Origin of the sequence: Marinomonas sp. BSi20584, from assembly GCF_002792415.1 — a bacterium.
Taxonomy (GTDB): domain Bacteria; phylum Pseudomonadota; class Gammaproteobacteria; order Pseudomonadales; family Marinomonadaceae; genus Marinomonas; species Marinomonas polaris.
Genome location: NZ_KZ454879.1, coordinates 41,676 through 64,002 on the forward strand (window position 1 = coordinate 41,676; position 22,327 = coordinate 64,002).

General features: G+C 43.7%; 20 protein-coding genes. 12 read left to right on the forward strand and 8 right to left on the reverse strand.

The features are described from left to right. Window positions 1-20: 20 nt before the first annotated feature. Entirely contained in the window at window positions 21-494 is a 474-nt protein-coding gene (gene ybaK, locus TY87_RS11685) for a Cys-tRNA(Pro) deacylase (RefSeq protein ID WP_100187211.1), read from the forward strand. Between the two features lie 61 nt (window positions 495-555). After that, the gene (gmhB, locus tag TY87_RS11690; protein WP_100187212.1) at window positions 556-1,113 is read left to right on the forward strand and encodes a D-glycero-beta-D-manno-heptose 1,7-bisphosphate 7-phosphatase; all 558 of its coding nucleotides are present in this window, start codon (window positions 556-558) and stop codon (window positions 1,111-1,113) included. Between the two features lie 77 nt (window positions 1,114-1,190). Here gmhB and TY87_RS11695 read toward each other — a convergent pair whose 3' ends face one another. After that, window positions 1,191-2,321: an MFS transporter gene (locus tag TY87_RS11695; protein WP_100187213.1), complete on the reverse strand. Its 1,131-nt coding sequence runs from the start codon at window positions 2,319-2,321 to the stop codon at window positions 1,191-1,193. Between the two features lie 174 nt (window positions 2,322-2,495). On the opposite strand from TY87_RS11695, the gene TY87_RS11700 reads away from it, so the two are divergent. The 3 genes from TY87_RS11700 to TY87_RS11710 all read left to right on the forward strand — a co-directional run bounded on the left by TY87_RS11700 (window position 2,496) and on the right by TY87_RS11710 (window position 6,497). Next, entirely contained in the window at window positions 2,496-3,416 is a 921-nt protein-coding gene (locus tag TY87_RS11700; RefSeq protein ID WP_100187214.1) for an AraC family transcriptional regulator, read from the forward strand. A 141-nt stretch (window positions 3,417-3,557) separates the two neighbouring features. Then, window positions 3,558-5,699 (forward strand): TonB-dependent siderophore receptor, encoded by a 2,142-nt coding sequence (locus tag TY87_RS11705; protein WP_100187215.1) that lies wholly within the window; start codon window positions 3,558-3,560, stop codon window positions 5,697-5,699. 75 nt (window positions 5,700-5,774) lie between these two features. Beyond that, window positions 5,775-6,497, forward strand: a complete 723-nt coding sequence (locus TY87_RS11710; protein WP_269777511.1) for a siderophore ferric iron reductase — start codon at window positions 5,775-5,777, stop codon at window positions 6,495-6,497. Between the two features lie 76 nt (window positions 6,498-6,573). On the opposite strand, the gene TY87_RS11715 is transcribed toward TY87_RS11710, so the two are convergent. Beyond that, window positions 6,574-6,987 (reverse strand): winged helix-turn-helix transcriptional regulator, encoded by a 414-nt coding sequence (locus TY87_RS11715; protein ID WP_100187217.1) that lies wholly within the window; start codon window positions 6,985-6,987, stop codon window positions 6,574-6,576. An 83-nt stretch (window positions 6,988-7,070) separates the two neighbouring features. On the opposite strand from TY87_RS11715, the gene TY87_RS11720 reads away from it, so the two are divergent. Continuing rightward, window positions 7,071-7,916, forward strand: a complete 846-nt coding sequence (locus tag TY87_RS11720; protein WP_100187218.1) for an SDR family oxidoreductase — start codon at window positions 7,071-7,073, stop codon at window positions 7,914-7,916. Between the two features lie 94 nt (window positions 7,917-8,010). On the opposite strand, the gene gyrB is transcribed toward TY87_RS11720, so the two are convergent. From gyrB to dnaA, 4 genes are all read right to left on the reverse strand, one after another. Next, complete coding sequence (gene gyrB, locus TY87_RS11725; RefSeq protein WP_100187219.1) at window positions 8,011-10,434, reverse strand: DNA topoisomerase (ATP-hydrolyzing) subunit B; 2,424 nt, start codon at window positions 10,432-10,434, stop codon at window positions 8,011-8,013. After that, window positions 10,435-11,541 (reverse strand): DNA replication/repair protein RecF, encoded by a 1,107-nt coding sequence (gene recF / locus TY87_RS11730; protein ID WP_100187220.1) that lies wholly within the window; start codon window positions 11,539-11,541, stop codon window positions 10,435-10,437. It lies immediately after the preceding gene. A 98-nt stretch (window positions 11,542-11,639) separates the two neighbouring features. Then, window positions 11,640-12,737: a DNA polymerase III subunit beta gene (gene dnaN, locus TY87_RS11735; protein WP_011977840.1), complete on the reverse strand. Its 1,098-nt coding sequence runs from the start codon at window positions 12,735-12,737 to the stop codon at window positions 11,640-11,642. A 32-nt stretch (window positions 12,738-12,769) separates the two neighbouring features. Then, window positions 12,770-14,320 (reverse strand): chromosomal replication initiator protein DnaA, encoded by a 1,551-nt coding sequence (gene dnaA, locus TY87_RS11740; RefSeq protein ID WP_072839314.1) that lies wholly within the window; start codon window positions 14,318-14,320, stop codon window positions 12,770-12,772. Between the two features lie 512 nt (window positions 14,321-14,832). On the opposite strand from dnaA, the gene rpmH reads away from it, so the two are divergent. From rpmH to TY87_RS11770, 6 genes are all read left to right on the forward strand, one after another. After that, window positions 14,833-14,967, forward strand: a complete 135-nt coding sequence (gene rpmH, locus TY87_RS11745) for a 50S ribosomal protein L34 (RefSeq protein WP_012072147.1) — start codon at window positions 14,833-14,835, stop codon at window positions 14,965-14,967. Window positions 14,968-14,975: 8 nt separating this feature from the next. Continuing rightward, window positions 14,976-15,374, forward strand: a complete 399-nt coding sequence (gene rnpA / locus TY87_RS11750) for a ribonuclease P protein component (RefSeq protein WP_100187221.1) — start codon at window positions 14,976-14,978, stop codon at window positions 15,372-15,374. Window positions 15,375-15,468: 94 nt separating this feature from the next. Then, the gene (yidC, locus tag TY87_RS11755) at window positions 15,469-17,124 is read left to right on the forward strand and encodes a membrane protein insertase YidC (protein ID WP_100187222.1); all 1,656 of its coding nucleotides are present in this window, start codon (window positions 15,469-15,471) and stop codon (window positions 17,122-17,124) included. Between the two features lie 138 nt (window positions 17,125-17,262). Next, on the forward strand, window positions 17,263-18,642 hold the full coding sequence (mnmE, locus tag TY87_RS11760; RefSeq protein WP_100187294.1) for a tRNA uridine-5-carboxymethylaminomethyl(34) synthesis GTPase MnmE: 1,380 nt from the start codon (window positions 17,263-17,265) through the stop codon (window positions 18,640-18,642). 81 nt (window positions 18,643-18,723) lie between these two features. After that, a complete protein-coding gene (locus TY87_RS11765; protein WP_100187223.1) occupies window positions 18,724-19,743 on the forward strand; it encodes a DNA-binding protein in 1,020 nt (339 codons plus the stop codon). 1 nt (window position 19,744) lies between these two features. Continuing rightward, window positions 19,745-20,179 carry a type II toxin-antitoxin system death-on-curing family toxin gene (locus TY87_RS11770; RefSeq protein ID WP_100187224.1) on the forward strand — a complete coding sequence of 145 codons (435 nt, stop codon included), beginning with the start codon at window positions 19,745-19,747 and terminating at the stop codon, window positions 20,177-20,179. Window positions 20,180-20,281: 102 nt separating this feature from the next. Here the strand turns inward: TY87_RS11770 and TY87_RS11775 are convergent, their stop codons facing one another. Both TY87_RS11775 and TY87_RS11780 read right to left on the reverse strand, forming a co-directional pair. Continuing rightward, window positions 20,282-21,685 carry a TrkH family potassium uptake protein gene (locus TY87_RS11775; RefSeq protein ID WP_232617121.1) on the reverse strand — a complete coding sequence of 468 codons (1,404 nt, stop codon included), beginning with the start codon at window positions 21,683-21,685 and terminating at the stop codon, window positions 20,282-20,284. Beyond that, window positions 21,651-22,304 (reverse strand): potassium channel family protein, encoded by a 654-nt coding sequence (locus TY87_RS11780; RefSeq protein WP_100187226.1) that lies wholly within the window; start codon window positions 22,302-22,304, stop codon window positions 21,651-21,653. The genes TY87_RS11775 and TY87_RS11780 overlap by 35 nt, the downstream gene beginning before the upstream one ends. Window positions 22,305-22,327 lie beyond the last annotated feature (23 nt).

A 22,327-nucleotide genomic window follows, 5' to 3' on the forward strand; every position in this document is an offset into this window, starting at 1 on the left:
AACGCATAAGGATCAAGACAGTGACACCGGCGATTAACCAACTTAGAAAACTGAAGATTGCGTTTAGTATTCACGAATATGAACACGATCCACATTGTTCTAATTTTGGCGAAGAGGCCGCAGAGAAACTCAATCTCGATCCTTCTTGTGTGTTCAAGACTCTATTAGTCACCGACGACAAAAATACCTTCGTCACCATTGTGCCAGTGACTGGTACCTTAAATTTAAAACGAGCTGCCAGTGCGCTAGGCGTTAAAAAATTACACATGGCAGACGTGAAAGATGCCGAGCGACTTACTGGTTATTTGGTTGGCGGTATCAGCCCAGTAGGGCAAAAGAAAAGCCTCATCACTTGTATTGACCAAAGTGCACAGACGTTTGAAAAAATCTATGTCAGCGGCGGACAACGAGGACTGGATATTGGCCTAGCGCCAAATGATCTTAGCCGCACCTGTCGTAACGCCATCTTCGCAGCGATTGGTGAAGCAAAATAACGCTCAACACCATGATGAAATAGTAACGAAACAAACAACGTAATTCAAAAAAGGCATTCCTATGGCGCAAATTAAACCCATCATTCTATTAGACCGAGACGGCGTCATTAACCAAGACTCAGACGCTTATGTAAAATCTGTCGATGAGTGGCAGCCTATCTCTGGCAGCATTAAATCCATTGCGGCATTGTCCAAAGCAGGCTTTAAAGTCTTTGTGGTAACTAACCAATCAGGCATTGCTCGTGGCTATTATGACGAAGCCACACTGCATGCCATGCACGATAAAATGACCGCGCTAGTCGAAGCAGAAGGCGGTAAAGTGGATGGCATTCAATACTGCCCTCATGGCCCAGATGATGACTGCAACTGCCGCAAACCCAAAAGCGGTATGATTGAAGCGATTGAAGCAGAACTAGGCTTATCATTCGAAGACAACCCAGCCATTATGGTCGGAGACTCTCTACGAGATCTTCAGGCAGGAAATGCTCGTGGTTGTTCACCAGTATTGGTTTTAACAGGAAAGGGCCGTGAAACGCAGTACAAGACGATAGACTTCCCATTCAGCGTCTACACAGATCTTGCCGCATTCACCATTGCGACACTGCACAAATACAGCTAACCGGATTTAGAGAATTTACAATCTAAAAAAATACCTTGTTAGTGGACATTCACTAACAAGGTATTCGAATGCAACAGCTAACTGCCTCGCGTCATCCCAGCCAATCTCTGCCAACTAAACACCATTAATAACGCTAGAACCAATAAAAGATACGGAAACGCTGCAGCACTAAAGACCTCGATAATTGGCCCAGTTAACGACGGTGCCACCAAAGCACCTAATCCACAACACACAAAAACGTACCCCGTACGTTTGCCATTGAGCGCCATAATGCTGTTGGCATAGGAGAACAACATTGGAAAAAATGCCGAACATCCCAAACCCAACCACAAGGCAATCACCACTAACGAAGCATCGGAAAAAATCATCATCAAACTTCCGCTGAAACTCACCACCAGCAAACCATAGATACCTTGTCGGGGCGTAATCCAACGCAACAAAAATACCGAGAACAAACGACCCAACGACAAACTCACAAAGAACCAAGTAACCAAAATAGCCGCGGTATTTTGATCTTCACCAGACAGAACAGCATAAGTACTGATCCAACCAGCGATAGTTATTTCAAAACCCACATATAAGAAAATGACAGTTAGAAATGCCAAAAAAGTCGCTTTTTGTTTTGTCGCTGGCACTACTTCACTGGCTCGGACTTCGAAGGTTGGACTCGGTTGTCGCCATAACAACAACGGTAGAAGCAAAGCGTAAAGCGCCACCATCCAATAACCTGCGCCATAACCATGACCCGTCCACTGAGCGAACACCAAAATCAAGGGTGCAAGCATAGATCCAGCACTGTGACACAAATGTAAAATGGTGACATAAGAGCCAACTTTTTCTTTATGCAGCCACAGCATCATCATATTGCCACCCGCATTAGCCGATACTTCTGTCGCGCCTAGCAAGAAAAACAACACCACCAGCATCGACAATCCAGTCGAGAACGGCACCAGCACCAATCCGGTAATCATGCAGAGCAGCATTACGATAAGGTAATGATGACCTTGCCAGCGATCAAACATCCTCCCCGCCAACAAAGCGCCGAGAATATTACCTATGGCACGCGCAGTAAAAACAATTGAGATTTCAGCAACAGAGGCATCAATTAAGTCGGCCAAGTAAATTAAACTCGGTCCTAGCAAGCCCGCGACCGCGCCGACAGCAATAAACATGGCACAATACAGCGCAGTTCGAGTTAATTCCTTCATCGGGCAACATCCATTTTAAATATTATTTTTGAATGGTATAAAGATGATTTTGATTTAATCACGCAACTTGATTAATTAATAGCCACCAATAACAAAATCTCTAACGACCATAGAATCGATTGGCATTAAAAATAAAATAGATAATAATGATTATTATTTTTCATAAATCGACTTATGGCTAACCAAAACAGACTTACTCGCATAGAAAAGGTTTTAGACTACATCCACGAAAATCTGGATGAACCTATTCATGTCACTGGCTTGGCGGAAAAAAGCTGCTGGTCGCGCTGGCAGTTTCAACGAGTATTTGGTCAAGCAACTGGTCTTAGCGTTGCTCAATACATTCGGGAATTACGCTTAAGCAAAGCAGCCGAACTGTTACTATCAAGTAAAAATAGGCATGTAGATATTGCGATGCAATGTGGTTTTGATTCGGAAATAAGCTTCTCCCGCGCCTTTAAACAAATGTTCAACTGTACCCCTAGGGATTATCGACAACGTGGAAAACGTCATGGATTACGTACGCCACTACAATATAGATGCCCTAATAAAGCCCAGACAGAGACGCCAAAAACATTCACTCAAATACGTATTGAAAGTCGCGATGGTTTTCACATTCAAGGCAGATACGATTGGATTCGGGGACTATTTTCAGCTTCTCCGAATTTTTCAGAACGCGTTCCACGGCTTTGGTCTCAAGTTATTTCAGAAGTAAAGACAGTTACAAAAGGCTATCGTCCAATTGGCATAATAGACACTCAGGACCATGCCCAACATCCAGATCAAATGCTTTATTGGGCCGGGTACTTAGAGCCAATAAAAACATCATCCCCAACCATTTTTAGTGGCGCCAACCCATTTAATACCATTCTACTAGATACGGTGAAGGTTCCACTTCAAGAATATGCCGTCATTCCCGTTTATGGAAAATCTTCAGCAGTCGAAAAAGCACTAGAGTGGTTTATCTACCAATGGTTACCTGAGTCCAATTATTACGGAGTACAAGGTTACGAATTAGAAATTTACGAGCCTGATTACGATCCAAACAGTCCTCAGAGCTATATGGAATATTGGCTTCCGATCAAGCCAAGATAGCTTTTATATAATCTAATCCAATGATTTCTTCCTCTCTCTTCCTCTTACTGAAGATGCACCAAAAGGTTAAGTTTTATATTTCCAATAAAAGTAGAATGATATTCATTATCAATATTGTTTTATTCTATTTCCGGAGTTAACATGAAACCGTCTGTGCATTTCCAACTCACTTTGCTTGCTTTAGCAATTACCTCAGTGCCGTCTTACTCTCTCGCAGCTGATACGTCAGAAGCAACAGATACAAGCTCAGAAGATCAATTAAGCGCATTAGTGGTAAAGGGGCAGACTTATCGAAATACAGCGACAAAAACCCAATTAGATCCAGAAGAAACACCCCAAGCTATTTCAGTGATTGAACAAAGCTCACTACAACAAAGAGGCGCGGAAACCGTTGCGGAAGCTGTTCGATACACCTCAGGTATTAACACTGAATTACGTGGCGGTGCGGTAACACGATTGGATTTTTTTAATATCCGAGGGTTTGAAAATGACAAAGCCTATTATGACGGACTGCAATTACTCTATAACGATTGGAACCTACAACCACAAATCGATATGGCAGCGGTAGAACAAGTTGAAGTATTCAAAGGCCCGACCTCAACACTTTATGGCGCTATGCCTCCTGGGGGCATGGTGAACCTCATCAGTAAAACGCCTCAATCTGAAAGCCAACATAGTGTGGAAGTAACATTAGGCAGCGATAATAAACGCGAAACACAAATCGATAGTACTGGAGCGATTAACGACACAATGAACTATCGCGTCGTCGGTCTATTTCGTAAAAAAGACGGACAAGCTGTAACATCAGAAGAAGAACGCATCATGATAGCGCCCTCTATTGATTGGAAAATCAGTGATGACACTATGCTTAACCTCAATCTGTATTATCAGAAAGATCCAAGCATGGGTATTTATTCTACCTTGCCATCAAAAGGGACCGTCTATAGCAGCACCAATGGAAAACTGTCTGCAGATGCTTATGCGGGCGACACAAACTGGGAAACCTACGACAGAGATGTACTTTTACTTGGCTATAAACTCGACCATAAAATAAATAATACTTGGAGCTTTCTTCAAAATGCTCGTTTCACTACAGCAAAAGTTTACCAAGAGAACACTTACTCTTCCTCTTTAGACAGTGATGAAAGAACTCTAAATCGTCGTGCTTACCTGACTGATGAAAAATCGGAAGGCATCAATATAGACAACCAATTTTCAGGCGTTTTTGATATTGGCAATGCCGAACATAATGTCTTGGTCGGCGTGGATTACCTCAAGCTCAAATCTGACGTTATATACGAAGATGCTGTAGCGCCTAGCATCGATCTATATAACCCAAATCACGACCAGATTATTAGAGATAACCTTGATTTTGCTGGGTCTGGTTACAGCAGCGATTTCACTATCGACAAAGAACAAACGGGCGTGTATCTGCAAGATCAAATACGCCTTGATCAGTGGGTCTTTATTGCCGGTGGCCGCTACGATCAATTTAAAGCAACTGAAAAGGGTCGTAAATACGGAAATATAACAAACACCAAAGTCGATCAGAGCCAATTTAGTGGTCGAGCCGGCGCACTGTATGAATTTGATAATGGCCTAGCGCCATTCATTAGCTATGCCCAAAGCTTCGAGCCTGTCACAGGCTCAGACAGCAAAGGAAAGACCTTTGATACTTCCACCGCAGATCAATGGGAAGCCGGCCTAAAATACAAAAAACGAGATATTACCGCCAGTGCGACCGCCTTTGAGATCACTAAACGTAATGTGCTTACCCGCGATCCAGACAGCACAGACTACAGCCAAAAAGTTCAAGTAGGAGAAATGCAATCTCGCGGTATCGAACTTGAGTTACAAAAAGAAATCACATCTGACATTACCGTAAAAGCCGCCTATACACTTCAAGACGTTGAAGTCACCAAAGACAACAGCGGCATAGAAGGTAATACGCCGGTTTGGGTACCCAAAAAGCAATTTAATACTTGGCTAACTTATACGCCAACCGAAGGAAGATTAGCCGGTACATCACTCGGTGCAGGCGTACGTTATGTTGGCCAAATGCAGCTCGACGCAGCAAATTCTAATACCGTACCGTCTTTTACATTGGTCGATTTATCCATAGGTTACGACTTATCAATGCTGTCTGCGCAATGGCAAGGAGCCAGTGTCAGGTTTTCGATGAGCAACGTATTTGATGAAACCTATTACAGCTGCTACGACGAATCCAACTGCTGGTTCGGAGATGAAAGAGCCTTCGAAGTCAGTGCACGATATGAGTTCTAAACATTTCATAGCACAACTTAGCAGCAATACTAGAGGTATAGAAAAATCGAAAGGCCTATAGATCGTCTTTTCAACATTGCAAGATCTTACATTGCTGTGCTGGATGGGCAAGAAAGTTTGTCTGATAAAAAACAAAGCACAACCAACTTATCAGCCAAAGAGCCAGAGCAAGCATTGCTTGTTTTACATGAAACACTACAAGAGGCGCACCCAGAAACGGGTGCGCCTTATTGGCGTATTCGATGTTGGGGGTTGGCTTGCTGGCAACCAATCTATCTGGCGATGATTTGCGTTTATCAGCTCAAAGCTGTGCCGTTGCGCTTGCAAGAAATAGAACAAAAGCAAAGTGGCGAGATGGTCGCTGGGTATTTTTTACCCGATGGAATGTGGCAAGAGGGAAGTCACAAGACGCTGATAAAAACAGCCAGTGAACAGCTCAATACGATGTTCCAATCCTTTGAAACAGCTCATGTTGATGCCTTTGGTGGAAGACCTGCACTTTATCAAGGTTTGCTTGCTGATCAGTTAATGAGTGCGTTAATTGCTATAAATAATTTGTTGCCCGATGAGCAAAAATACAACCTAGAAACGGATTTTCAACTTTGGGCGCAGGGGATGAATTTGCCATTAAAACCTCTTGCTGGTCTAAGTCAGCAAGAAACAGAAACACCTGTTTTTGTGCGTCATACTTGCTGCTTGCACTTTCGCCGTGACGGCGGAGAGCTCTGTACAAACTGCCCAAGACTGCACACAAAAAGCGCCAAACAAAAACAGCAAAATGCAATTAATCAACGTTGATAAAGGTAAGTGGTCGTTATAAAAAGTAACTTAGTGTAAGTACTTACTCTCAAATTAAAGCCTAATAAATAGGAATCTAAGAAACTAACTCTTCATTTCGTTGTGATTGTATGGCCAAAATATCGGTAATATTGTCTTCAATCCAATCAGCCAAACTAGCCACTCGAACGGACACTTCTAGCCCTAAATCCGTCAGACTATATTCCACATGAGGCGGAACCACAGGATAAGAAGTACGTAACACAAAGCCATCTAATTCCAAGGCTTGAAGAGTTTGCGCGAGCATCTTTTCACTGACACCCACAATCTTACGACGCAATTCACTAAAGCGCTGTGTGTCACCATCTTTAAGAGCAACCAACACCAACACACCCCAACGACTGGTGACATGTTTCAAAATATCACGTGAAGGGCATTTGTCTGAAAACACATCGCCTTTATCAAATAAGCGCGACATGCCGTTCTGTGAAGTTTGTAAATTATTTTCCATACTTACCTTTTTGTACGTACTTACTAAAAGTTTGTTAGTGATATATTCTACTTCCATCAACTTAAAACTCAAAGGAGAATATTATGATTTTAGTTACTGGCGCATCTGGCCAACTTGGCCGTTTAGTTATAGATAACCTTTTAAACACCACACCAGCAAACCAAATCGTGGCAGCGGTTCGTAACCCAGAGAAAGTCGTCGATTTAGCAGAAAAGGGCATTCAAGTTCGCAAAGCGGATTATAGCGACCTTGATTCTCTTGTTGCAGCAATGCAAGGCGTGGAAAAAGTACTATTAGTTTCTTCAAGTGAAGTGGGTCAACGTACTGCTCAGCACAGCAACGTAATCAATGCAGCTAAACAAGCTAGCGTCGCTTTGATTGCTTACACCAGTATCTTAAACGCGGACAAATCGCCTCTTATTTTGGCAAAAGAACACGTAGAAACAGAAAATCTGTTAGCGAAATCTGGCGTACCTTATGTACTACTTCGCAATGGCTGGTACTCAGAAAACTACACAATGGGCGTAGCAGGTGCACTAGAGCATGGTGTTGTGGGTTGTGCTGAAGATGGAAAACTGTCTACTGCAGCACGTGCAGACTATGCCGCTGCCGCTGCCGCGGTACTGGTTAAAGACGGACAAGCTGGCAAAGTATACGAACTAGCGGGTGACAACTCCTTCACACTAAGCGAATACGCTGCAGCGATTAGCAAAGTATCAGGCAAAACCGTTGCGTACCAAAATGTTCCTGAAACAGAGTTCACCAAGATTCTTGTAAGTGTTGGCCTTCCAGAGGGCTTTGCAGCGGTTCTTGCAGATTCAGAAGCTGGCGCAGCCAAAGGCGGCTTGTTCAGTGACAGCAAAGACTTATCAACGCTAATTGGCCGTCCTACGACGTCCATTGAAGACAGCATCAAGGCGGCGTTGTAAGTTTTTACACCTAAATTTGGGTATAAAAAATTAAGTATAAAAAAAGCGGTTAGAGCTTTCACTCTAACCGCTTTTTTATTGAGCAAACTAAGACTTAAATGTCTAGGTTCGCTACGTTCAAGGCGTTTTCTTGGATGAAGTTACGACGTGGTTCTACTTCGTCACCCATCAAGGTTGTGAACATTTGGTCAGCAGCAACAGCATCATCGATGGTAACGCGAAGCATGCGGCGCGCTTCTGGGTCCATAGTGGTTTCCCAAAGTTGCTCAGGGTTCATCTCACCCAGACCTTTATAACGCTGGATAGTCATGCCACGAGACGCTTCTTTCATCAACCACGCTTTCATGTCGCTAATGGTGTGCACTGCTTCACGACGTTCACCACGTTGAATATAAGACTCTTCACCAAACAATTCCGCTACGGTTTCAGACATAGCAACAATACGTTTGTACTCTGGTGAGTTGAAGAAAGTGCCTTCAAAACGGTAACGGTTCGATACACCATGAGACATGATATCGACTACTGGTAAGTAGATATTACGTTCATCGTCTTTCTCTACAGAGAAGTCAAAACGGAAACCAGTACGAGCATCTTGTGGCATTTGGCTACGGATAGCTTCAACCCATTCCATAACCGCTGCTTCTTTGGTCAAATCTTCTTGTGTTAACGCTTTGCAGTACAGAAGTTTACCCATTACATCTTTTGGATACACACGAGACAAACGTTCAACATCGGCTTCAATGTGAATGTAATCACGTACTAATTTCGCCAAATGCTCACCTTGGATGCCTGGAGCATCTTCGTTGACGTGCATATGAGCACCATCTAGCGCCACTTCGATTAGATGTTGGTCCATCGCAGCTTCGTCTTTGATGTATTGTTCTTGCTTGCCACGTTTGATTTTAAACAAAGGCGGTTGTGCAATAAAGATGTGACCACGTTCGATGATTTCTGGCATTTGACGGAAGAAGAAGGTCAAAAGCAAGGTACGAATGTGCGATCCATCGACGTCGGCATCGGTCATGATAACGATGCTGTGGTAACGTAATTTGTCGGCGTTGAATTCGTCACGACCGATACCACAACCTAATGCAGTAATCAGGGTGCCAACTTCAACAGACGCCAGCATTTTGTCAAAACGGGCTTTTTCGACGTTCAAGATTTTACCTTTAAGAGGCAAAATGGCTTGCGTACGACGATCACGACCTTGTTTTGCCGAGCCACCTGCAGAGTCACCCTCCACTAGGTAGATTTCAGAAAGCGCTGGGTCTTTTTCCTGACAATCGGCCAATTTACCTGGCAAACCAGCGATGTCTAACGCACCTTTACGACGCGTCATATCACGAGCACGACGCGCTGCTTCACGCGCACGAGCCGCATCGATCATTTTGTTAACGATTATTTTGGCTTCGTTTGGTTTCTCTAGCAGGAACTCAGAGAAGCGCTTGGTCATCTCTTGTTCTACGGCAGTTTTTACTTCAGAAGACACAAGTTTGTCTTTGGTCTGAGAAGAGAATTTAGGATCTGGCACTTTCACCGATACGATAGCAGTCAAGCCTTCACGGCAGTCATCGCCTGTTGTCGCCACTTTTTGCTTCTTCGCTAGACCTTCTTTCTCAATAAAAGTGTTTAGAGTACGAGTCAAAGCACCACGGAAACCAGCAAGGTGAGTACCACCGTCGCGTTGTGGGATGTTATTGGTGTAACAGTAGATGTTTTCTTGGAAGCCTTCGTTCCACTGCAATGCGACTTCTACGGCGATACCGTCTTCTAGGTCATCACGCTGGCAGATGAAGTGGAAAATATCGTTGATTGGTGTTTTGTTAGTATTCAAATGCTCAACAAAAGAACGCAAACCACCGGTGTAGTTAAAGAAATCTTCTTTGCCAGAGCGCTCATCTTTGAGTCTAATCGCAACACCCGAGTTCAAGAATGACAATTCACGTAGGCGCTTAGCCAAGATGTCATAAACAAATAAGATATTGTTAAAAGTAGCAGGAGAAGGTTTAAAATGAACTGTTGTTCCCTTGCCATCAGAGTCGCCAACAATGGCCAATGGTGCTTGTGGAACACCATGTACATAAAGCTGTTCGTATACTTTGCCATTTTTTCGGATGGTCAAAGTAAGCGCTTCAGATAGGGCGTTTACAACCGAAACACCTACACCATGAAGACCACCGGAAACTTTGTATGAGTTATCGTCAAACTTACCACCAGCGTGAAGTACTGTCATGATAACTTCAGCGGCAGAAACGCCTTCTTCTTCGTGTATATCAACCGGAATACCACGGCCGTTATCCGAAACAGAAATCGATTCATCTGGATGAATCAGTACCGTGATCGTGTCACAGTGACCAGCAAGGGCTTCATCAATGGAGTTATCCACGACTTCAAACACCATGTGATGCAAACCGGTGCCATCGTCAGTATCGCCAATGTACATGCCAGGGCGTTTACGTACGGCATCTAGCCCTTTGAGCACCTTGATACTGGACGAATCGTATTTATTTTCACTCATTTAACTCTCCTGCAAACCTTTGCTCAATAAAGACAATTCGCCATTAGTCATAGAAAATTGACGAACGTCTGTGGTGTCGGCCCAAGTAAAATCCGTTGTGTCAGGCTCGACACTGGTAATAAAAATTTGGCTGTTTAATGACTCCAACAACTGACAAAGTTTCTGTCTGTGGTTAGCGTCCAACTCTGCTGGTAAATCATCCACTAAAAATACCAGAGGGCGACCCATATCAATCAGTAGCTGTCCTTGAGCAATCTTTAACGCGGAAACGACAAGTTTTTGTTGGCCACGTGACAGCGTATCTAACGCATCTCCCGTCGCCGTTTTCACACGTAAATCTGCTCTTTGAGGGCCTGTGTGCGTATAACCTAACTCGATATCTCGCTCACGTCCCGCTTCAACCGCCATCTGTAAGTTTTTTTGTGCATCCCAGCCCTGAAAGAACTGCAAACTCACCGAAAGCTCTGTGGTTAATAGCGATAAGACCTTCACAAAATGCGGCGTTAATTTTTCCACATACGCTTTGCGAGATTGGTTGACATGCTCACCCAGTCGGATCAATTCCTGATCAAATGCCGCCAATAAACTGAGGGATATTTTACCACGTCTAAGCAAGGTATTCCGCTGTTTTAATGCTTTTTGCCAGCCTCGCCACGCTTGAATGAAGTCTTTATCGTAATGAAATGTCCCCCAGTCGATAAATTGACGTCGAATGCTCGGAGAACCTTCTAATAATCGAAAGGCATCGGGGTTGATCAGCTGAACAGGAAGACGCTCAGCAAGCTCAATGACCGATTGCGCTCGTTGCCCTTGGATCCGCACGTCAATTTGACCATCGCGATGACGCTGCAAACCGACACGAATCGGACTGCCTTGCGTTTGATGAAGCTGTGCAAAGACAATGCAGGCTTCATTTTCATGCTGAATGTAGGTTTTGTGTTTGTGACTACGAAAAGAACGCCCAAACGACAATAGGTGAATGGCTTCCAATATGGAGGTTTTACCACTGCCATTTTTGCCAACAATCACATTCACTTGAGGCGAAGGTTCAAAGCGCACACTAGAAAGGTTGCGAACATGAGAGATGTCCAAACGCACCAGCGGCATAACTCTTAAACCTTAATTGGGGGAGGGAAGACAACCCACTTGGCATTTTAGAAAACTAAATCACCAAGCGGGTGATAGGTCTATCATCTAAGCGATGATTATAGACGCATCGGCATCACAACGTATTGTGCTGCGTGACTTTGTGCTTCTTCGATCAAGGCACTGCTGTTCGAGTCGTTCAATGATAAACGTACTTCTTGAGAGTCTACGACACCCAATACGTCTAACAAGTAACCCACGTTGAAGCCCACTTCCATATTGTCGCCTTGGTATTGCACCAATACGGATTCTTCGGCTTCTTCTTGCTCTGGGTTATTGGCAAACACTTGCAACATGCCGTTAGACAAAATCAAACGCACACCACGGTATTTCTCGTTGGAAAGAATCGATGCACGTAGAAATACTTGACGTAATTCCAAACGATCGGCAATGACAATTTTTTCATTATTACGAGGAATAACACGATGATAATCAGGGAATTTGCCATCAACTAATTTAGAGGTAAACACATATTCTGCTACTTTCGCGCGAATATGGTTTGTACCTATCGTTAGCTCAACTACTTCATCTGTATCATTTAGTAAGCGGTTTAGTTCCAAAACACCTTTGCGAGGCACGATAACTTGCGTTAAATCACCGCTCACTTGAGCATCTTCAACAGCAGTCGCTAAACGGTGTCCGTCAGTTGCTACAACTCGTAACTGACCGTCAGCCACTTCTAACAACATACCGTTAAGGTAATAACGCACATCTTGGTTCGCCATCGCAAAACCCGTACGGTCGATCAAACGACGTACGCTATTTTGTGCGATAGAAACCGTTAAATCGCCTTGCATATCTTGGATATTCGGGAATTCATCTGCTGGCAAAGTAGACAAGCTAAAACGTGAACGACCTGAACGAATAACCGCTTTTTGGTCATCCAAGGTGAATTCAATTACCGCACTGTCTGGTAAGCTTTTGCAAATGTCCATGAGTTTACGGGCTGGCACGGTAATACGGCCTTCTTCGCACTCATCTAATGGCACATGACCTACCAATTCAACTTCTAAGTCAGAACCGGTAAGCGTTAATAGTTGGTCTTTTACTTCTACCAACACATTGGCCAAGACAGGCATGGTTTGTTTGCGCTCTACAACGCCTGCCACTAGTTGAAGTGGCTTAAGAAGTGTCTCGCGGACGACTGAAAATTTCATTATTTTCCTCGTAAACTCAAAGTCTTAGACCATCAGGTGGTCAGAATTCGCATCAATTGTTTGTAGTCTTCACGAATATCAGAATCCGTATCTTGCAGTTCTTTAATCTTGCGAATCGCATGCAAGGCTGTCGTATGATCGCGGCCACCAAATGCATCGCCAATTTCTGGCAAGCTATGATTGGTCAATTCTTTTGCTAATGACATCGCCACTTGGCGAGGACGAGCAACAGACCGGCTACGACGTTTCGACAGCAGATCACTGATCTTAATTTTGTAGTATTCCGCCACAATTCGCTGGATATTATCGATGTTTACCAGCTTATCTTGCAAGGCCAAAAGGTCTTTTAAAGACTCGCGGACAAAATCTGGCGTAATTGCTCGTCCAGTAAAGTGCGAGTTAGCGATAACACGTTTTAGCGCTCCTTCTAACTCACGTACGTTTGAACGTATTTTCTGAGCGATAAAGAATGCAGAATCATAAGATAACTTGATGCCACTTTCATCTGCTTTACGCATCAAAATGGCGACACGTGTTTCTAATTCCGGCGGTTCAATCGCAACAGTTAAACCCCAACCAAAACGCGATTTAAGACGATCTTCCAAACCTTGGATCTCTTTTGGATAGCGGTCGCAGGTCAAAATCATCTGCTGACCACCTTCTAACAAAGCATTAAAGGTGTGGAAAAACTCTTCTTGCGTACGATCTTTACCGGCAAAAAATTGAATATCATCGATTAATAAAGCATCCACAGAACGATAATAACGTTTGAAATCGTTAATCGCGTTCAACTGTAGGGCTTTTACCATGTCGGCAACGAAACGCTCAGAATGCAGGTAAACCACCTTAGCATTCGGATTATGACGCATCATTTCAGTACCAACGGCTTGCATTAAGTGAGTTTTACCCAAGCCAACCCCACCATATATAAAGAGAGGGTTGTAAGCACCGCCTGGATTCTCAGCGACTTGCAATGCCGCAGCATGAGCGAGCTGGTTGGATTTACCTTCGATGAAGTTATCAAAGGTAAACGAATTATTTAGATTCGCGCCGTGGTTAATACCACCCTCTACTTGTACTTTACGTTTGGGTGCCGTTAATGGCAGTTGGCCCTGTTCATAAGGTTCAAGCTCGCCACGCAATCCAGTACCCGACAAAGTTAATGGTGCTTCAAATTCAAGGTCAGCATTTGGGCTGCCTTCTTCGTCATCCATTAAGCCAAAACCCGGACGATAGCCAGATTCTCTAGCCACTTCATTATTTAAAGGGTTAATAGCCGGTTCACTTGAGACCGGAGGAGGTGGAGGAGACATCTGATTCGCTTGGGCAAAATTTTGAGCTTTCACCGCTAGCTTTAAAGCAGGTGCAAGATCATCGCCAGCAAATTCAGACAATAATTCCTTTATGCGCGTTTGATATTTGTTACTCACCCAATCCAACACAAAACGGTTTGGTGCACTTAGGCACAATTCTCCATTCGGCATCATTTCAGCCTGCAATGGACGAATCCAGGTGTTGAACTGAGATGTGGAAAACTCACCCTGCAAGCGCTGCAGACAAAGATTCCAATGCTCCAAAGACACTGTAGACGTACTCCCTGGTTGAGTGACAGACAAGGAGCGGATTTTACATCGGCCCCTTAAAGTTATCCACACATAATTAGAAAAAAACGTAACTCATAGGTTAATAGTAGAAATGTTAATAACACATGAGGTTATACACAGCGGTAGATAAAAAAACATTGTGTGCATAACAACATTACTTATACACATGTTGATGGCGGTTTATTTTAACCTTACCCACAAGTGGAAAAGTTTTTATCATTTTGATTTTTATACACATAAATTAATAAAAAACCGCTCTTGTGGATAAGATAATTTTATAAAATATTCTTTATCCACCAGTGAGGTAGAAGTCTGTGTGTAAGTGTTTAATGGATTGTGTAGCTATTTTTTTATTAATTAAGCTGTGCTAAGCATTGAATTTACTAAGGAAAGGCTCTAAAATCCGCGCCCTGATTTGACCAATCAAATGTAGAGGCTTGGCGGTCGCTAACCCTCAAAACTCAAACACTGCATTCAGTGAGAGAATTAAGATGAAAAGAACTTTCCAACCTAGCGTTCTAAAACGCAAACGCAATCACGGTTTCCGTGCTCGTATGGCTACTAAAGGCGGACGTCAAGTTATCGCTCGTCGTCGTGCTCGCGGCCGCAAGGTTCTAAGCGCATAAGTACGCAGATGAACGAATATTGTTTTCCTCGGCATGTCAGACTTCTGAATGCCGGGGATTATCAATCTGTCTTTAACGACACCTCCTCCAAAGTCTTCGCAGGCGAATTCCTTTTATTGGCACGAAAACGAGATGATGACCAAACTCGGTTGGGTCTTATTGTGTCTAAGAAAACGGATAAACGCGCGGTAGGCAGGAATCGTATCAAACGTTTGGTGCGTGACTCCTTTCGTCACCACAAAATTCCTCTTTCAGGTCTTGATATTGTCTTCTTAGCACGACAAGGTATTAAGGAACTGGAAAACGCCGATTTGCACAACCGTCTCGACAAAGCATGGGATCAGTTGGCAAAAAAAGCTCTAAAACCTGCTCAAAATAAAAAACGCGATCAATCTAGACAGAAATAGGCTGAAAAAACTGCCAAAGGCTGGTTTAATAGCGCGTGATTTTTATAAGGGTTCTGTGAACCTATTGTCCAACCAAACAAATTAGTTGAATAGCATGGATTTCAGACGTTACTTTTTATGGGGTGCGCTTTCTATCAGTGGCTACCTGCTGTTTTTACAGTGGAGCCAAGATTATGGCCCTCAGTCCACTCAAAGCGTAGCTCAAAGCACACAGTCTCAATCTGAGACAAACTCTCAAATGAGCGATGATTTGCCTATGGCGACTCAAAGCACAAGCGAAGCCAATGCCGAAATTCCGCAAAGTGTGACAAAAATCGCACCAGGAAAATTGATTGAAGTAACAACCGATACCCTTCGCGTTGCGATCAATCCTGTCGGTGGTGACTTAGTTGAAGCCGCTCTTCTTCAATACAAAAAAGAATTAGGCCAGCCTGATCCATTTGTCATCTTAGAAGATGGCAGCGAGCGCACTTATGTGACTCAAAGTGGTTTAGTTGGTCAAGATGGTCCAGACGCATCTCCTGAAGGTCGTCCAGTTTACCAATCTGAAAAAACGGCTTACACCTTAGCTGATGGTGAAGATTCTCTTGATGTGAATCTGTACTACACTGATGCAAAAGGCGTGAAATACACGAAAACCTTCCGCTTTATGAAAGGCAAGTACCGTATTCGCCAATTGATCACGGTAGACAATACGTCATCAAGCACTTGGCGCGGTAACTTATTTGCGCAGATCAAACGTGACAACACACCAGATCCAAGCAAAGCGACTAGCATGGGCTTACAGCCTTACCTAGGTGGCGCGATTTCTGATGAGCAAACGAAATACACCAAGGTTTCTTTCTCTGACATGAAAGAAGATCCTATCAAAACAACCACTACCAAAGGTTGGGTTGCGGTGCTTCAGCATTACTTCGTTTCTGCTTGGATTCCAGAACAGGGCCAAAAAGTAACCTTGCAAGCTCGTACTAATGGTGACTTTAACATCATCGGTTTTACTGGCACGCCAGTTGAAATAGCACCGGGTAAACAAGGTACGTTGAGCTCAACTTTCTATGTTGGTCCAAAATTACAAGATCACCTAGAAAGCACAGCAGAAAACCTTGATCTAACCGTTGATTACGGCTGGTTATGGTGGTTGGCTAAACCGCTTTTCTGGTTGCTAACACTGATCCAGTCTTTCGTTATCAACTGGGGTATTGCGATTATCTTGATCGTGGTTTGTGTAAAAGCTGTTTTCTTCAAGTTATCAGCGGCAAGCTACCGTTCAATGGCGAAAATGCGTAAATTCGGGCCTGAAATTGCCAAGCTGAAAGAAAAGCATGGTGACGACCGTCAGAAAATGTCGCAAGAAATGATGGCGCTTTACAAGAAAGAGAAAATTAACCCCTTGGGTGGTTGTTTGCCTATCTTGGTTCAGATGCCGGTTTTCCTTTCGTTGTACTGGGTATTGATGGAATCCGTTGAATTGCGTCATGCGCCATTCTTCCTATGGATTCACGATTTATCAGTGATGGACCCATTCTTTATCCTACCAATTTTGATGGGTATTAGTATGTTTGTTCAACAATCACTTAACCCAACGCCTCCAGATCCTATGCAAGCTCGAATCATGAAGATTATGCCAGTGGCATTCTCCATCTTCTTCTTGTGGTTCCCAGCTGGTTTGGTTCTATATTGGGTAACGAACAACACCTTATCGATATTGCAGCAGTATGTGATTACAAAACGCATCGAAAGAGAAGTCTGATACTAAACAGGCTTAGGTTTCGATTAAAAAGGCTTCCCATTGGGAGGCCTTTTTTACGTTTAGATTGCCATGCTTGTCTTGCTAACGGACAATGACAGCAACCGCTATTTATTTTCTTTTATCGCACAGAGTTTGATTATGACCGATTTCCAATACGCCACAGACCAAGACACGATTGCCGCACAAGCCACCGCTCCTGGCCGAGGTGGCGTGGGGATCATTCGTTTATCCGGCCCAAAAAGCCTTGCCATCGCCAAGCAAATTGTCGGCTTCGAACCTAAACCACGTTATGCCCATTACGTGCCTTTCAAAACGACGGATCAAGAACAGCTTGATGAAGGCATCGCCTTATATTTTCCAGGCCCGAATTCCTTCACTGGCGAAGACGTCTTCGAACTACAAGGCCATGGCGGCCCAGTGATTATGGACATGCTGCTTAGCCATTGTGTGGCACTTGGCGCACGTTTAGCTCGTCCGGGGGAATTCTCCGAACGTGCTTTCATGAACGACAAAATGGACTTAACCCAAGCAGAAGCCATTGCTGACTTGATCGACAGTACGTCAGAGCAAGCAGCTAAATGCGCGTTACGCTCCTTACAAGGCGCTTTCTCGAAACGTGTTGACGAGCTGGTTGAAGCCTTGATTCACCTACGTATTTACGTGGAAGCCGCGATTGACTTCCCAGAAGAAGAAATCGACTTCATCGGTGACGGCAAAGTCGCCGCGGAACTGGCTGGCATTCAAATTAAACTGGCAGAAGTACTCAAAGAAGCCAACCAAGGCGCCTTGATTCGCGAAGGTATGAACGTGGTTATTGCAGGGCGCCCAAATGCTGGTAAATCCAGCTTGTTAAACGCTTTGTCTGGCAAAGAATCCGCTATTGTCACCAATATCGAAGGAACTACTCGTGACGTGTTGCGCGAACACATTCACTTAGATGGCATGCCGCTGCACATTATCGACACAGCCGGTTTACGCGATAGCCCAGACGAAGTAGAGCGCATTGGTATTCAGCGCGCATGGGACGAAATCAGCAAAGCCGATCGCATTCTAATGATGGTTGACAGCCAATCGATAGATTCAAAAGACCCAAGCGAAATCTGGCCAGAATTCATGGAAAAACTCGGCGATACCAAACACCTAACTTTGGTGCGTAACAAAGTCGACTTAACCAAAGAAGGCACGGGTATTGAAATGATTTCAGGCGTCCCTGTTGTCTCTCTATCGGCAAAAACAGGCGAGGGCGTTACTGATTTAACTGAACACCTAAAAGCCGTCATGGGCTTCGACAGCACGACTGAAGGTGGTTTTATCGCTCGTCGTCGCCATATCGAAGCACTTAACAAAGCCAACCGCTTCTTAGACGCAGGCAACGAACAACTCCACGGCTACGGCGCAGGGGAATTGCTGGCTGAAGATCTCAAAGAAGCCCAACAAGCTCTTAGCGAAATCACCGGCGCTTTCACCAGCGATGACCTGCTAGGACGTATCTTCGGCTCGTTTTGTATTGGGAAGTGAAGACAAAAAATCAGCAAATTCGATTGACTGAATATTTTTCAGTTTATTGATTAGTAAGGAATAACTGATGCAGGTAACTAAATGAATAAAGATCTTACAAACTCATTAGTCGCACGAAAAAATGTACTTAACAACCCCTACGCACTCAGCCAATTGGAATCTAATTTTCAACTTGGTGGATTAGCTTTCGATGGGGAAACTGTTTTTACCAAACAACAGGCTGCAGACATTCTTACTATTGATGAACGTACTATTGATCGCTATTTAAGTGGTTACTCTGATGAGCTTAAATCAAATGGCTATCGGGTTTTAAAAGGTAAACAATTGAAATCCTTACGTTTAATGTATGTTAACGACACAAATGTCGTCGACATAAGCCCTAAAGCACCGTCACTTGGCATATTTTCCTTTCGAGCTTTGCTCAATCTAGCAATGCTGGTCACAGAGAGCGATCGAGCAAAAGCTATTCGTAGTCGTATGTTAGATCTTGTGATTGATATAATTGCTGAAAAGGCTGGAGGTCATACAAAATATATAAATCAGCGTGACAAAGACTATTTACCTACAGCATACATGGAAGAAAGCTACCGCAAACAATTTACTGATGCCTTGAAAGACTGTCTAGATATGGGGCATTTTAAATATGCCATTTACACAGATAAAATTTACCAAGCTGTATTCTGTGAAAATGCCACTGAATATAAGAAAGTACTACGTTTAGCAGATAAAGATAAAACACGTGAAACAATGTACACAGAAGTTCTAAAAGCCATTGCTAGTTTTGAACATGGACTTGCTGTGCAATTAAGACAAGAATCAGAAAAATTAGGTCGAATGCTCAAACCAATAGAATTGGACAATATGATCACTGCGGCAGAATCTAATCCTTTTCTAAAGCCTGCTATAGAAGACGCTCGTATCCGTATGGCAAGCCGTGATCTAGGATTTCGGGACGCCCTACATGAGAAGCTTGAGCACTATATTCAATCAGTACCAGAAGGTGACTTTGATCGATTTCTAGGGGAGAAAAGCCGCTCTTTAGAACAACAACTTATCGACACTGAAACTCTCAATGTCTTAAAAAGGTTAAAGGATCGATAATATGGATTTCACTATCCTTTATTTCGATCCAGAACATGCAATAAGCCAACACGACTGGATTATTGAAAATTCAGGAGGACTTTCAGGAATCAAAGATGCTGGACAGATTTCAAGTGTACTAGAGCATATACAGAATGACTTATTCTATCCAACTTTCGAAGAAAAACTCAATCATCTAGTATTTGCTATCAATAAGTTTCACGCATTCAATGATGGTAATAAACGTTCAAGTTTGGTCTTAGGTGCATATTTTCTAGAACTAAATGGCTATGACTATTGCGTGAAAAAATTTGTACTAGAGATGGAAAATATCGTGGTATGGCTGGCAGAAGGAAAAGTCTCAAAAGAACTACTGCTGAAATTAATTACATCTCTAATCATGGATGATGATTATCCAGAAACACTTAAAATTGAGCTAATAGACGCCATTAACTGAAAAATACACAGTACTTTTAGCTCGTTTTGTATTGGGAAGTGATAAACAAGTAAAAAAGCATTCGAGCTCTAAACCATAAGGTTTAGAGCTCGAAAAAGCCTCTTAACCCACGGTCATTTTGACTTTCGGGTAGCGGACTTTTTTGCTTCTTGGGCTGGCGAGGAAGTAGGCGAGCGTCAGTGGCCCAAGGCGGCCGATAAACATCAAGAAGATGATGATGCCTTCCCCTGTGTTACTCAATGATCCGGTTAAGCCACGAGAAAGGCCAACGGTGCCCAATGCCGATACAGCTTCGAACACCACATCGATCATTTGCGCGTGTTTTTCACTCACCAATAATACGAATATTGCTAACCAAGTGACACCGATGGAAATCATACTCAAGGCCAGCGCTTTGCTGATCACTTCCTTAGGAATCTCGCGCTTAAAAACGTTTACTTCTTCATCGCGGCGCAGATAAGCGTAAGTAGCTAAGACCAACAACATAAAAGTCACGACCTTGATTCCGCTGGCGGTACTCAAGGACCCACCACCAATAAACATCAGCACCAACATCAGCGCGGTCGTGGCGTCTCTTAGTTCTTCAATGGCAAGAGTATTAAAACCCGCAGTACGTGGGGTAACTGCTTGAAACCAAGACGCCAGCCATTTGCCTGTTTCGTTCAGTGGACCAAGCGTGTTTGGATTGCTGTATTCAATGAAATAAATCGCAAGCAAAGCCACCAAATTGATGACAATGGTGCCGGTAATCATCATTTTGCTGTAAGGAGAAAGTCGCGCCCAACGGCGATTTTTCATTAGATCGATCCATACAGAAAAACCCAAACCACCAATGATGAACAAACCGCTAATAGTAAAGTTCACAATAGGATCGGCCACGTAGGGCATTAAGCTCGCTGAGGAGAGCGCAAAACCGGCGTTATTAAAGGCGCTGATGGTGTAGAAAAAACCATGAAACAAACTGGTTTTCCAACCCAAGGTTTCACTCCAATGTATCGCGAGAATTAATATACCGATGACTTCTACAATCAAGGAAAACAGCAATACTGACTTTGCGGTAGAAACGATGCTAGAGGCATCAGTTTGATTGAATGCTTCAATGGCTACCGTACGCTGTAAAAAGCCAATACGGCCGCCCAACGCGACGAGAGTAACGATAGCGAAGGTCATTAAGCCAAGACCGCCACATTGAATCAAAATCGCAATCACAACTTGCCCAAACGTGGTAAAAGCAGTGCCTGTGTCTTCTACCACTAAGCCCGTCACAGTGACGGCAGACGTTGCGGTAAAAACACTGTGTAACCAAGAAATCGGTTGTGTGGTGGCAATCGGTAATTTAAGCAGCAAGGTACCGATAATAATCAACAATAAGAAACCACCACATAAAATCAAAGGTGGCGCCGCCATGATTTTTTTCGCCGCTTTTGGATGACGCTCTATGGCGGTAACCGCAGGATCCCAATTCACCATCTCAAGCCAGCCTTGGTGCAATATGTTTAAGTTCACTGCGAGGGCCACACAGCAACAAGATATCTTTCTCTTTTAGAACAAAGGTTTTGTCTAACTGCAAAAACGTCTCTTGCTCACGTTTAACCATCACCGCATCGACTTTTCCCTTTGCGGGGTCTAAAACATCACCAAGAGGACGTCCGTCTAGCTGTGGTTTGATGTGAATCTCCACCACGTACAAACCATGACCTATAGACAAATAATCGTTCACCATCGGGTAATTCAGTGCTTGCGCTACTCGCACACCCATTTCTTCTTCTGGATGAATGATACGTGCCACGCCTAGTTTAGAAACAATGGTATGATGTGCGCGGCTACTGGCTTTGACCCAGATTTCTTTTACGCCGAGCTTTTTCAGTGCCAAGATGCACAACAGGCTGGATTCCATGTCTTCACCAATGGCCACCAGCACAGCATCGCTGTTAATTAGGTCGAGCTCTTTTAACGCGTTTTCATCTGTGGAATCGCAAATCATCACTTGAGTGAAGTCATCAACGTACTTTTCCGCAATTTTTGCGTCTCGATCTACACCCGTTACCGTATGACCTAAATAAATTAGCTCCATGCTTGCCGAAACCCCAAAACGCCCTAAACCAATCACTGTAAAATGCGCCATATTGATTACCTTTTGTTCGTATT